Origin of the sequence: Rossellomorea sp. LJF3 (assembly GCF_037046045.1) — a bacterium.
GTDB lineage: Bacteria > Bacillota > Bacilli > Bacillales > Bacillaceae_B > Rossellomorea.
The window spans coordinates 14,056-27,713 of record NZ_JBANLY010000017.1; the positions used below are offsets into that span (position 1 = coordinate 14,056).

Annotated in this window: 11 protein-coding genes; 8 read left to right on the forward strand and 3 right to left on the reverse strand. The window is 44.3% G+C overall.

Annotation, left to right across the window (positions count from 1 at the left end; translation table 11 throughout):
• The first annotated feature begins 26 nt into the window (after positions 1 to 26).
• Positions 27 to 2,234: a sensor domain-containing protein gene (locus V8G47_RS15400; protein ID WP_336200886.1), complete on the forward strand. Its 2,208-nt coding sequence runs from the start codon at positions 27 to 29 to the stop codon at positions 2,232 to 2,234.
• Between the two features lie 160 nt (positions 2,235 to 2,394).
• Here V8G47_RS15400 and V8G47_RS15405 read toward each other — a convergent pair whose 3' ends face one another.
• Complete coding sequence (locus tag V8G47_RS15405) at positions 2,395 to 3,171, reverse strand: halocin C8 precursor-like protein (RefSeq protein ID WP_336200887.1); 777 nt, start codon at positions 3,169 to 3,171, stop codon at positions 2,395 to 2,397.
• Between the two features lie 407 nt (positions 3,172 to 3,578).
• On the opposite strand from V8G47_RS15405, the gene V8G47_RS15410 reads away from it, so the two are divergent.
• On the forward strand, positions 3,579 to 4,616 hold the full coding sequence (locus tag V8G47_RS15410; RefSeq protein WP_336200888.1) for a hypothetical protein: 1,038 nt from the start codon (positions 3,579 to 3,581) through the stop codon (positions 4,614 to 4,616).
• A gap of 17 nt (positions 4,617 to 4,633) precedes the next feature.
• Positions 4,634 to 5,332, forward strand: a complete 699-nt coding sequence (locus tag V8G47_RS15415; protein ID WP_336200933.1) for a sulfite exporter TauE/SafE family protein — start codon at positions 4,634 to 4,636, stop codon at positions 5,330 to 5,332.
• Positions 5,333 to 5,382: 50 nt separating this feature from the next.
• Here the strand turns inward: V8G47_RS15415 and V8G47_RS15420 are convergent, their stop codons facing one another.
• Complete coding sequence (locus V8G47_RS15420; RefSeq protein ID WP_336200889.1) at positions 5,383 to 5,739, reverse strand: DUF488 domain-containing protein; 357 nt, start codon at positions 5,737 to 5,739, stop codon at positions 5,383 to 5,385.
• 200 nt (positions 5,740 to 5,939) lie between these two features.
• Between V8G47_RS15420 and V8G47_RS15425 the strand changes: the two genes are divergently transcribed.
• The 3 genes from V8G47_RS15425 (at position 5,940) to V8G47_RS15435 (ending at position 11,980) form a co-directional block, all read left to right on the forward strand.
• Positions 5,940 to 6,632 carry an ABC transporter ATP-binding protein gene (locus V8G47_RS15425; RefSeq protein ID WP_336200890.1) on the forward strand — a complete coding sequence of 231 codons (693 nt, stop codon included), beginning with the start codon at positions 5,940 to 5,942 and terminating at the stop codon, positions 6,630 to 6,632.
• Positions 6,629 to 11,176, forward strand: a complete 4,548-nt coding sequence (locus V8G47_RS15430) for an FtsX-like permease family protein (RefSeq protein WP_336200891.1) — start codon at positions 6,629 to 6,631, stop codon at positions 11,174 to 11,176. Before V8G47_RS15425 ends, V8G47_RS15430 begins: the two co-directional genes overlap by 4 nt.
• A 186-nt stretch (positions 11,177 to 11,362) precedes the next feature.
• The gene (locus V8G47_RS15435) at positions 11,363 to 11,980 is read left to right on the forward strand and encodes a LysE family translocator (protein ID WP_336200892.1); all 618 of its coding nucleotides are present in this window, start codon (positions 11,363 to 11,365) and stop codon (positions 11,978 to 11,980) included.
• A gap of 91 nt (positions 11,981 to 12,071) precedes the next feature.
• On the opposite strand, the gene V8G47_RS15440 is transcribed toward V8G47_RS15435, so the two are convergent.
• Positions 12,072 to 12,404, reverse strand: a complete 333-nt coding sequence (locus V8G47_RS15440; protein WP_336200893.1) for a winged helix-turn-helix transcriptional regulator — start codon at positions 12,402 to 12,404, stop codon at positions 12,072 to 12,074.
• A gap of 132 nt (positions 12,405 to 12,536) precedes the next feature.
• Between V8G47_RS15440 and V8G47_RS15445 the strand changes: the two genes are divergently transcribed.
• Positions 12,537 to 13,031 carry a lactoylglutathione lyase family protein gene (locus tag V8G47_RS15445; RefSeq protein ID WP_336200894.1) on the forward strand — a complete coding sequence of 165 codons (495 nt, stop codon included), beginning with the start codon at positions 12,537 to 12,539 and terminating at the stop codon, positions 13,029 to 13,031.
• Positions 13,032 to 13,151: 120 nt separating this feature from the next.
• Complete coding sequence (locus tag V8G47_RS15450) at positions 13,152 to 13,610, forward strand: GNAT family N-acetyltransferase (protein WP_336200895.1); 459 nt, start codon at positions 13,152 to 13,154, stop codon at positions 13,608 to 13,610.
• The last annotated feature ends 48 nt before the right edge of the window (positions 13,611 to 13,658 follow it).

Genomic DNA, 13,658 nt, shown 5'->3' on the forward strand with positions numbered 1-13,658 from the left:
AAATTATGATATTCAGGAGCGTAATGATGCTTTTTACACAAAATAAGAAAACAGTCCTCATACTTTTTATCACCATGATCTTCTTGGAAATCCTCGACTTTTCATGGAAGACAATCGATCAATCCAATGGTGAAGGGTCGCTATTTCTTCACACAGGTCTAGTATTCTGTATGCTTGCTCTATTGTTCATCCTCTTTAGGGGGAATTGGAGTGCTTCCAGGGAATTATCCAATAGTAACAAGAATTTAAACGATATTTTTGAGACGCTGGATGTGGCTATTTGGTCCCATGATTTGAAATCAGATGTTCTCTTGATCACCCCTGGTATTGAAAAATTGTACGGATATCCATTAAATGACTTCTATCAGGATACACTTCTATGGAAAAAAGTGATTTATCCTGAAGATATGCCGGTATTGGAAGAGAGAGCGAAGAATCTTGGTTCCGGTCAGGCATGTGTGAGTATTTACCGCATCATTAGGCCGGATGGCCAGGTTCGCTGGATACAGGACCGGGGCATCCCAACCTTGGATGAAGACGGGAAAATGACTTCTTTTACGAGTGTGTTGTTTGATATCACCAACCGCAAGGAGAGTGAAGATCAATATCGCAGTTTAGTCGATTTGTCACCGGATATCATTGCAGTGATCAGTAACCAAACCTTTGATTATATCAATGAAGCGGGAAGCAGGCTGATAGGGGCAGAGAGCCCTGCTGATATCCTAAACCAACCTGTTTCCCGGTTTACCAGTGCTGAGAATATCATGAAAATCAGGGAAGGTACCAATGGCTCTACTTCAGGTGAACGTTTTGAACTGACCGTTTTTCGCCTTAACGGTGATGAGATAGAGTTGGAGATTTCCGCCATGCCCATTTTATATAGAGGAAGGATGGCTATACAACTGGTCGGCCGGGACATCACGAATCGGAAGAAAGCGGAGAAGACCATTCATGCCATGGCCTATTATGATTCACTGACAGGCCTTCCGAATCGGAATAAATTCAAACAGCATTTAAGCGGTTCATTGCGTGACGATCCGGATCAATCGATGGCGATATTATTTTTGGATTTGGATCGCTTTAAAATCATTAATGATACAAAAGGGCATTCTACTGGAGATGCCATATTAGGGAAGGTAGCCTATCGTTTGAAAAAGGTGGTAAGCGACAGAGGGATTGTGTTTAGACAAGGGGGAGATGAATTTATTATTATCCTCTCCAGTATGAGTGAAGAAGAAGTTGCAGCAACGACGAAAGACATTTTACAAAGTTTCATAAGTCCGATCTTCATCCAGGAACAGGAATTCTTTGTCACCCCGAGTATAGGGATCAGTATGTATCCAAAGGATGGGAAAGATCAGGAGAGTTTGATCAAACATGCAGACACAGCCATGTATTTAGCCAAGGAACAAGGGAAGAACAACTATCAATTCTACTACCCGGAACTTGAAAAAGCTTCTTCAAGGAATATGGAGATTGAAAATGGATTACGAAAGGTATTGGAATTCGACCAATTATGCCTCCATTATCAGCCGAAGGTGGACCTTGATACCCGTACTATAATTGGAGTAGAAGCTCTGATACGCTGGGATCATCCTACATTGGGGATGGTTTCTCCGGCTGAATTCATTCCACTGGCAGAAGAGACCGGGTTGATCGTTCCAATCGGGGAGTGGGTTTTAAGAGAGGCGTGTAAACAGAGCAAAGAGTGGGAAAAGACCGGAATGGGCATTATTCCTGTTGCTGTCAATATATCCGTCAGGCAAATGAAGGATGGCGGTTTTGTTGAAATGGTAGAAGGAATATTAGCAGAATATGAGTTTAACCCGGACCGACTTGAGCTTGAAATAACAGAGAGCATTATGCAGGACTTTGACATATCAACGAATGTCCTCAATAAGTTGAAAAAAGTGGGCGTCATGATTTCCATGGATGACTTTGGAACGGGTTACTCGTCTCTGAATAATTTAAGGCACTTACCAATCGATAGTATCAAAATCGATAAATCGTTTGTAGATGATATTATGGAAGATTCCAACCAGGTTTCCATTGTCAAAGCCATCATTGATATGAGTCAAAACATGAATTTTACAACCATCGCAGAGGGCATTGAAACGGAAAATCAAATGTTGTTCCTGAAACGGAATGGATGCCAGGTAGGACAAGGGTATCATTTCAGCAAGCCACTGCCTGCATCTGAGTTGCAATTAACTTTAAGCGGCGAGGTTGTTTAAATGTCGTGAAGAAATTAAAAAAGACAAGTAAATGATAATCGAATGAAATACCATTAAGTGTCAGTTTAGTCTGTAATCTGCTAAACTGACACTCTTTTTCTTTTCCCAGATGCTACATGACGTTTATACACGAAATGCTAATAACGATAATATTGATAGCTTAGCCACAAATCTGATCGGAAGCTGCTGCACAGCCTAAGCTACCAATTAATGAACATACCGCAGCTAACCCAAGTCCCCCAAGACCAGTGGTAATACCAAGTGCCGCGGCTACACCGTAACACGCAACTCCTCCTCCTGTCCCACACAGACCCGCTACAGCATACTCACAGAAACCGAGCGCCCCGATTTCATCCTCCCCATTTGGAGCAGTCAATGACTTAATGTTCAGCTGTCCATTCGAAAGGAAATCTTCCTGGCTCATTTCCAGACCATCCTTATCAAAAAGCAGCCCGTCTTTATCGATTGTTACATCATAAATCTCCTTTTTATTGTTGTTGAAGTGGTAAAGCATTTTTAAGTTTATATTTTCATCATCAACCATTTGGGCAAAAAGATCTTGGTGAGAAATGACTTTTTCAGCTTTTGTATCATAGGTAAACTGCACATATGCTAAACCATTGCTCTTACTTGTGAATTCACCGAATATGAATTCGATATACGCTATTTTTCCTTTTGTTCCTTCCACTGTGTTAATGACAATTTGATCGGTTGAGATGGAGTTGATTTTAGAGGTTGTCTTGTACAACTGATATTCTTCTGTCTTTTTTAAGGAGTTCCGTATGTGATTAAATTCCTGATTATCTACGTTGGATTCTCCCTTTGTAAACAATGGCTCTTCTGCACCCGCTTTTCCAGTGAAACTAAAGAGAGAAGATGTTACAAGGACAGCGATCATTACCAACATGCTTAAATTATTTCGGAATTTATTGCTCAAAATTATTTCATCCTCTTATTTTTTGCGATTTTTAATGATCATGAGGGTCGTGATGATTGAATAAATAAACAAGAACAATACGATGACTAATTCAACCGTTGATTCAAACATAGGGCATCCCCTTTCTTAAAAGTCTCTTAGAAAGTACCCACATAAAGGAAAATAAAACCTTTTTTTGGTAATTTAAATTTCTTTTTCATGTGAGGGACGGACCTCCAATTCGTGATGAACCCAAGGGTTTTATTGCTAATTGAAGGTCCGTCCCTCATTTCGATTGAGAAATGTTAAACTTATATAGTTGATATTTTGAGTTTAGGAGGAAGGTTTGTGAATAAGAAGGCGAGTGCCGGGAGTTTCATTTGTCTACGTGTTCCAACAGGCAGAAGGGAGGTCTCTAAGGTAGAAAGATGAAGACTGTAGAAAACAAAAACAGCATCGATCCAGCTTCAGGTGCCATCATTATGGCTCTTGGAATCTTTCTTTATGCTGCCGTTGATGCCTTTACATGGGTAAACCACATCACGGCAAAAATAATGAGTGTTTCCTTGATTGTGCTGACTGCCATTATATATAAATCTCTTATTAAGCAGTTGTTAACTAAATCAGATAGAATTCTTTTACTATCGAAACCTGTACCTTCATTCGTCATTGGATCATGGATTGCGGGTGTTTCGGTATTGAGTAATGTGGTCGTCAAATATTTTCCGGATATAAGCGTGGCGGTTCAGGTCGTCATGCTACTCAACACCTTTATGTGGCTCGGTTTTATGGCAAGCTGCGTCTACCAGTTTAAAGAGTTGATGAAACGGCCTACAGCACATCCCACTCATGGTGTAGTGTTATTGTCAACCGTTGCCACCCAGTCAGTGGTGATTTTTTGGGTGAAGCTTTATCCTTCTCTTCCAAAGGGATTGCTGATTGGGGCGATATCACTGGGAACCTTTTACTATTTGATTGGGATGACACTGATAATCGTTCGTTATGGCAGAGGAAAACGGTGGACACTCATTGATGATTGGCCGAGTACAAACTGTATCATTCATGGTGCTTTATCCATTACGGGACTTGCCATCGTCTCATCCGGTATGTTGTCCGCAAGAATTATGATGATTTTTTGGCTGCTTATCTTTGTCCTTCTGATTGGAGTGGAGTGGCTGGAAATGGTGAGAGCAGTCAATCGGGTTCAGAAACTGGGGTGGAAAAAGGGGGTTTTCACCTATCATATTAGCCAGTGGTCCCGGAACTTCACCTTTGGGATGTTCTATGCTTTTACGATGACCATGCATGATAATCCTTATTATTTGAATAGCTTTTATCCGTTTCATGAGGAGTTTTTACATGTTTGGGCGTGGATTGTGTGCCTTTTTCTCATAGCCGAGGTTGGTTTATGGGTGGAATCAAAACGGTATTTGAGTGAAAGTAAGAGGAAGGAGCGTGTGTCTTGAGTACATTTTTCTTGTTTATGGCCATCATTTTATGTGCATCTATCTTGCAGACCAGTACCGGGTTCGGATTTTCCATCATGGCTACACCTTTTCTATTACTCTTGTATCCACCTAAAGAAGCGATTCAGATTAATTTGATCTTATCCCTTGTGATTTCTTTGGCACTGATTGTGAAAATCAGGCGTGATATTGACTTTTCACTGGTAAAAAGGTTTGTAGTCGGGAGCATGCCCGGCTTATTCCTGGGTATAGTGGTTTTTACTCTAATTGATATGAGACTCCTAAAGATAGTGATCAGCCTGGTCATCATACTGCTCACGATTTTACTTATCATGAAATTCCGCATCAGGCAGTCGACTGGCCGGGACTTTCTGGCAGGGGGATTATCAGGTGTGCTGACTACGAGTATCGGTATGCCAGGGCCCCCTCTGCTTCTGTATTTTTCAGGCACAGGGACAAAGAAAGAGAAACTTCGGGGCACGACACTTGCCTTTTATTTGTTCATCTATCTCGTCAGTTTAGGAATACAGGTGAAAGTTGCGGGAACCACTCTGACAGTATGGAAATCAAGCCTGCAAGCATTACCGGTAGTAGCTGTCGGCCTCTTGTCAGGACAGGCATTATTCAGCAAAATCAATCAAAAGCTCTTTCAAATCGTTACTTACATACTCCTCTTATTTAGCGGCATCTATCTTTTGATCGAAAGTGTTTTTTGAGGGACGGACCTTCAATCAGCGAATTTTGCTGACGCAGAGGTCCGTCCCTCTTACATATCCTCCAGGACTTCTTTAAGCACGACGGCATGGTTGTGCTTGTCATCTTTTGCTCCGTAGAGAAGGACTAGGCGTTCATTTTCTGCCATTTCCTTCAGTTCCCGCAATTTTTTTTGTTTTTCTTCATCTTGATAGAGTTCGTCTTTATAGGCTTGTTTGAACTTCTCGAACTTTTCTGGGTCGTGGTTAAACCACTTCCGTAACGAGGGACTGGGTGTAATTTCTTTCATCCACTCTTCAAGGTCTGCATCTTCTTTCGATATTCCACGGGGCCAGACTCGGTCGATCAAGATTCGGTGACCTCCTAATCGGGGAGGTTCCTCATAGATTCGTTTCAAAATGATAGACATCGTAAACCCTCCTTCTATTATCAGGATAAATGGGAATGGGGGAAGAAGCAACGTTTAGAAATCCAGGCATACACACCCCTTCCAATAGCTCCTCACCCAATCAACAAGGTCCGTCCCTCATGGATTTTCAAATATTTGTAATACATTTGTAGCATTTCTGTTATAATTGTTAAAAAATTCAAAAATAAGGGGGCTTTTGGATGGTTAATGGGGTCAAGGTCGATGGGGTATCCAAGGTATATAAAGGTGAAGGTGTAGAGACGCATGCTTTATTGAATGTAAATGTTGAATTTCAACAAGGGGAATTTGTCTCTGTGGTAGGGGCATCCGGCTCGGGAAAGTCGACGCTATTGAGTGTGATCGGGACGTTGGACCGTCCGACGGGTGGAAGTATCTTATTCGAGTCAAAGGATGTGACTGAATTCAGTCAGAGGAAGATGGCGGATTTCAGGTTCGAGAACATCGGTTTCATCTTTCAACAATTCCATTTGATCCCTACGATGACGGCATTGGAGAATGTGATGGCACCCCTTTTCTCAAGGAAAGTTCCATATGATAAAAAACAGCGGGCGAAAGAATTGCTGGAATCCATAGGGCTTGGTGATAAGCTGGATTCCCTTCCTTCACAACTATCAGGCGGACAGCAGCAGAGGGTCGCGATTGCACGGGCATTGGTACACGAGCCTAAGTGGCTGCTGGCCGATGAACCGACAGGCAATCTGGATACGGAAACTGGGGAGCTTATCTTTCATATCATAAAATCACTCAATAAGGAAAAAGGCTGTGGGGTCATCTTTGTCACCCACGACTCGGAACTTGCTGAGAAAGCGGATCGAATCATTGAAATGAAGGATGGCAGGATCATGTCTGATCGGATGGTGGGAGCCCTGTGATCCGCTTTATTTGGAATACGTGGTGGCGGAACAAGCAGCGTTTCATCCTGCTGATCATCGGAGTCCTGCTTTTAAGTGTCGGACTGAGTTATCTCGTCGGGATGACCCAAACCAACAATGGAACGATTGTGAAAGAATTGCAGAAACGATGGAAATCTTCCTATCACATGGTTGTGAGGCCGCCTGACTCCAGAAGTATCACGGAGGATATGAATCTATTGGAACCGAACTATTTGAGTGGACTCGACGGAGGGATCACTCTGGAACAATATGAAGCGATCAAAGAAATGGATGATGTCAAGATTGCAGCACCCATCTCTGTGATGGGGTATGTATTCAATGACGTTCAAATGGGAGAGATGAACATAACAGAGCCGGGAATTTACCGGTTGAATCAAAAAGAAACGGTTCAGACCGGGGCGAAAGCGGAGGTCAACGAGGGGAACTATTATTTTACAGTGGGTGGCGGACATTATTCGATGGATCGGGCATATGGGGTTGGTGAGTCATTAGGTGAATTATCCTATGGTACACAGGTCCTCGTTGCAGGGATTGATCCCGAACAGGAAGCGAAGCTTGTCGGACTCAACAATGCTATGGTGGCTGGAAAAGGGAGCCGGTATTTTTCAGAGAATGACGAGGTCATGGATATACCACTGGAAGGCAACCTGAACGATATATCGATACCGGTCATTCTAAGCAACCGTGAATTCGTTGATGGGGAAATACACTATACAGTGGAAAAGCTCGATATGCCATTCGATCCCGACAATCAGGATGCAACGATGGAAAAAGTGAAGAAGAATGGCGGGGAGAAATATTTAGAGGAGCAAACAGGGAGTGTCGTGGAAGAAAGAAGGTTCACGACAGAGGAAGCGCACAAAAAAATTGTCAATTCCGTCATGAACCCAAGTTTCGAATCAGGTTTGGGAGGTATGAGCTGGATGGCCTTCAAGCCGTCGCCGGTGGAATACAAGCCGGTTACCAGCCCGTTTAGGGAAAGGTGGGCATTCAGTTATGAAGTGGAACCATACAGCTTACCGGAGGATTCTCTTCTGGCAGTCGACCAGGCGTACAGGCCGGTTGAGTCGTTCGGAGAGGATAGCTCAAGCTGGCCGCGGCTTCGACTGGACTACATCGGAATCTTTGATGCCCAGAAGCTGACCATTTCGAAAGACCCCTTGACTGAGCTGCCAGTTGAAACGTACTTTCCTTCGAAAGCCAGCTGGGTATTAGATGAAAAAGGGGATCCCATCAATCCACCCGTCACGATGAAGCCTGCAAACAATCCTTATGGTTTCCTGACGAAGCCGCCTTTAATGTTGACGACACTGGATGCGGCGGCTCATGTTCTGGGGGAAAAACCCATCTCAGCCATACGTGTCAACGTGAAGGGGGTTGACAACTTCAATGAAAATAGTGAAGCAGCCCTTCAAAAAGTGGCAAAAGAAATCGAAGAGAAAACGGGATTGATCGTGGATATCACGTTAGGGTCCTCCCCGCAGCCTGCTTTGACTCATATCCCGGGCATTCAGGGGGAAAAGAGCTTGGGCTGGATCGAACAGCCGTGGATTAAGATCGGTTCCTCCATCACGATTTTTAAAGAAGCAAAGCTTGGGGTGTCAGGAGTGGTGGGGAGCGTCATCCTGGTTGCTATCGTGTATGTGTTTTCATCGAATCTCATCATGATGTATGCGCGGAAAAAGGAGTTTGCCGTTTTTCTTTCATTGGGCTGGCGTCCGAATCAGCTTTCAAGGCTCCTGCTCCTTGAAGCGCTATTGCTGGGTATGGTCGTATCTTTCATCAGCTGGCTCATACTGGCATGGTTTTCAATTACAAGCGAACTGGAAACATCCTATTTTCGAGTCGCCCTCATCGGATTGATCGGACTGACCATTTATACCGCGGGTGCACTTATTCCCGCCTATCTTGTGAAAAAAATCAGACCATACGAAGCGATGCGATCAGGGGAAATCTCCATGAAACACAAACGGGTGGCAAGGTCTGAATCAGTGGTCGGAATGGCTATCAATTCAATGGTGTCCAGGTGGAAACGAACCGTTTTATCCGTCGTTTCCATGGGTCTGCCGACGGGTCTTCTTGTCTTTTACTTATTCATCACCTTTCGATTGAAGGGAGTCATGTATACGACCTGGTTAGGGGAGTACGTGGCCATGGAAGTCAGTACGATGCATTATGTGGCAATGGGAATCGCCCTCTCTATCGCCATACTGACTACGGCTGAAATCATCTGGCAGAACGTAGCTGAGAGACAGCCCGAAATATCGGTATTTAAAGCTCTTGGCTGGAAAAATGGGACCGTCCGGATGCTTGTTATTCTGGAAGGGATGTTTTCAGGGATACTTGCCGGTTTCGTCGGCCTGCTTTTTGCCTTTGTATTAGTCTGGAAGATTTACGGAAGCTTCCCTTTCACCCTTTGGTGGATCTATGTGGCCGCCCTCTCAATCCCGGTCATCACCGGAATCATCGCAGCCGTCCTGCCTGCGGGGAAGGCTGCCAATACTCCTCCTTATCAGGGACTGAATGGAGGATATAGCAATGATAAGAAAGTGGAAAAGCAATTCAAATACATTCTTTCAGGGGCAGCTGTCATCCTTCTCCTCGGTGTCATGACTTTAGTGGGGAAGGGAATTCCTGAAGTGCAGAAAGGTGAAACCGCCAAAGTGGCATCTCCTGTGAAAGAACAAGGAACGGAAGGGAAAACAACGTCGGTCTTTGCACCGGAAAAGAAAGAGGAGGCTGAGCCACAGGAGGATGTTCCCCTTGCCTTTTTAAAAGCGAAAGAACTTGCAGGAAAGCAGGCAGAACTTGGTGAAAAGCTGGACCTTGATCAGCAAACGATCCTTATTGAGTCACCAAGTAAAACGCCACCGGAATTAAAGGCAAAAAAGAAACATCAGCTCATCACGATACCTGTCAGCTGGGACATCAAATATAGTGATCCCAATACAAGTAACCTCTCATTCAAACCAGGTGCCTATTTCCTATTGGACGAAAAGGAGAAGAAGTATTATCCATTGAAAACGGACATTGTGGATGCACTCAATTTCCGTGGGGGAAGATTGAAGTTCCCAGGTAGAGTGACGGCTTTATTGACGTTCGAAGTGCCCGAGAAATATGAGCGCTTTCTGATAAGCGGAAGGATCCCTGATCATTTTAAAGATGTAGTGGCCGAACTTACGAGAGAAGACCTGAGAAAAAGCAGAGAGCCCTTTACATTGAAGAAAACCGGTGTTTCCCCGGGTGCAACAGGGGATTATACGATGAAGATAAAAATGGATAGGGAGAAAAACTGGAGTGTGGAGACTGACATCAGGGTGACCAATCATTCAGAAGATGCGTTTGAGAATGTTGGGTTTTATTTCATTCCGAATGCATTTTCGGAGAAAAATAAACCGGATTTCCTGAAAGATCATGCTGAGAGCAGCATTCACTCCATAAACAGTACCGGTGAGGATCTTCAGTACTCCTTAAATGGAAATAAGCTACTTGTCGACCTTGACAAAAAACTGCAGCCTGGTGAAACGAAATTGATCAGCATCGACTACAGCTTGAAACTTCCGGAAGATGGATTGCGACTATCGCAGAAAGGGGAAGACTTCTTTCTTGCACAGTGGTATCCAATGCTTGCGACGTATCATGATGGGTGGGATATTGAACCTTTCGATCCTAAAGGCGAATCATATGAAACAACCTATGGAAATTATCATGTATCCTTTGAAACTCCGGGGGAATATTTGGTGGCAAGCTCCGGGGAAGATGCGACGGATGAACCGGTGAAAAAAGGGGAAATCGAAGGAGGCAGCATCCGGGATTTCTATCTCGCATTCCTGAACCCAGATGAATGGGAACAGAAAACGAAAAAAGTGAAGGTCGGGATGTATCGAAACGTGGCCATCCGTGCTTTTATGAAAAAAGAACAAGATTTCATTATGGATGATGTGCTCAAAAAAGCAGCAGATTCTTTCCTTTTTTACCATGATAACATCGGCGAGAATCCGACGGGTGAATTGGATCTCATTGCAAATAATGGGGACATGGAATACTCCAATATCGTGGAAATATCGGGTGACCCTGACGGATATGAACATCCATTGTTCCATGAAATCGCCCATCAATGGTTCTATCAGGGAGTGGCGAACAATCCTTATCGGGATGCATGGCTCGATGAAAGTCTCGCAGAGTTACTATCCTCCTACTATCTCGCATATGAATATAAGGACGAGGGAAAGGCATTTGCTTTCTCGAATCAAGTGTTGAACACGGAGAAGCCGGAAAAGTTCTTGAATACCCCGCTGAATGAATTTCAGCGGAATTATGTTTCCACTGTTTACGGAAAAGGGCCGAACTTGTTGAATGATTACTTCGAGAATAATGGAGGAAGAACGGAAGCGTTGAACTTCCTATCGGCTTACTATAAAGAGTATCAATTCAAACATGTTGATTCCGACACATTCGCAGAGTTCTTCGAAGCCTACTACGAAGGCAGCCAAGAAGAATTCCTGACAGGATGGCTTGAATAGAAAGTGAGAGGGACGGACCTCCAAACGGTTCTCTTGGAATTCATTGAGGACTTCGTGGGAGGTCCGTCCCTCATTGTGATTGCCATTTCATCGGGACGAAGACGACAATTGTGATGGATTGTCATAAAGAAAGTCCTTTTGCTGCTACAATCAGATAGGTTTTCTTCAGAATAAGGAGAGGGAACAATGACTGCTGCATTATTGTTTTTCAAGAGCGTTATGATAGGAGTGGCCATTGCTGCACCAGTTGGACCTGTGGGGATCGTATGCATTCAAAGGACACTGGCATATGGGAGGCGGACAGGTTTCTTATCAGGGTTGGGAGCTGCCACGGCAGATGCCTTATATGGGTTGATTGCCGTTATGGGGCTCACGGTCGTTTCAGGTTTCCTTATGGCTCATCAGTTCTGGATTCAAGTATGGGGAGGGACGTTCCTTTTGCTGTTGGGTTGGAAGACATTCACGTCTCAACCCCCTGCATTACATGCAAGGGGACCGGACACTCCTTCGTCGGTTAAAGGATTTTTGTCCGTTTTCTTATTAACGCTCACGAATCCCCTCACTATTCTTGCATTTATTGCGATATTCGGGGTGTTTCGGGTGGGGGGTCCCGATGATTTTCTAACCTCCTTGACGGTGGTATCGGGAGTGTTTTCCGGATCTGCGCTTTGGTGGGGAATACTTGCATTCGTGGGTGGATGGATAAGCAGCAGGATCGGACCGGGCTCACTAAAAATAATCAATCGTGCAGCGGGCATCGTCCTAACGATATTCAGTGTACTCTTTTTAATTGACCTGTTATAACCGTCGGCACTGGTCTAATTGAGGGACGGACCTCCAAAAGGGATTTCTACTTTACATAAGATTCCCGCTTGGAGGTCCGTCCCTCTCTCTTTTAAAACTCCCCATGCTCATTACCCCACTGGTGCATGTGCTGAAGGATGGGCATGAGGGTCATGCCGAGGTCGGTCATGGAGTATTCGACTTTCGGTGGGATGGTGTCGTATTGGGTACGGTTGATGAATCCTTCTTCTTCGAGTTCTTTCAGCTGCTGGCTCAGTACTTTATGGGCGACACCAGGAAGGAGGCGACGCAGTTCATTGTACCGGTGGGTACCCTCCGTCCCGAGGTGCCAGAGGATGACGGTCTTCCATTTCCCTCCGATTTTCCTCAGTGTGTACTCGATTGAACACTTCAGTTTTCCGTTTTGATCGATGGGTGTATCCATATCTTAACCAGTCCTTTCTTACCTAAAGGTTAGTTTCTCACAAAAAAGTGCATTCTTACATAAATCCGCTTCTCTTCGTATAATGAAGTTGTGTTAGATGAAACTATTGAAAACGAAGGAGGAGTCAGTACGATGTTACCATATCCAAGATCATTTTCTCATATCGGACTATCCGTCCCAAGCCTTGAAGAGGCGATAAAATTTTACCAAGAGGTGTTCGGCTGGTACGTCATCATGGAACCTTCCGATGTCGAGAATGACGATACACCGATCGGACAGATGTGCCGGGACGTGTTCGGGAACGATTGGGAGAAGTTCAGAATCGCCCACATGGCAACAGGAGATAAAATCGGGATCGAGCTATTTGAATTTCCTCATAATGAAAAACCGGAGAATAACTTTGAGTATTGGAAGACGGGATTATTCCACTTCTGTATCCAGGATCCCGATGTAGAAGGCATGGTCGAAAAGATCAAGCAGCACGGAGGAAAGCAGCGTATGCCGGTCCGTGAGTATTATCCTGGTGAAAAACCTTATCGCATGGTGTATGTGGAAGATCCATTCGGGAATATATTCGAGATTTATTCCCACAGCTATGAATTAACCTATTCCGATGGCGCTTACTAATTGAAGCCAAAAGGCACGTTCAGCTCTTGAACGTGCTTTTTTTATTGGATAGAGGTTTTCTGCCGCGGATGCAGAATGTATTAGTGTTACTTTCAAAAAAAGTGAGAGAGGAAAACCGCAATGAAAATAATTGAATTACATAAGGATTCAAGCATGTTTGAAGAAGCAGTGAATATATTCTGGGGACAATGGGGGAATGAGGATAACTACAGGTTCTACCATGATTGCATGTTCCATTCCTGCCAGACGGAAGCGGATATTCCCCGTTTTTATATCGCTGTTCGTGAGGGGGACATCATCGGCACGTACGCATTACTAAGAAACGATCTCAACAGCCGTCAGGACCTGTATCCGTGGTTGGCATGTCTGTATGTTCACCCTGACCAGAGAGGGGAAGGGTTTGGTTCAATCCTCCTCGACCATGCTCTCCGGGAAGCTCATAAAAAAGGGTACGACAGTCTTTACCTGACGACTGACCTCGAAGGCTATTATGAAAAATACGGCTGGACTCATTCAACAGAAGCCATTGGACTGAGTGGAGATTCCATGAACGTTTATCAAAAACGGACCAGGATATAAAAAAGCAGCAAGGGGAATGTGATGGGTCACATCCTCTTGCTGCTTTTT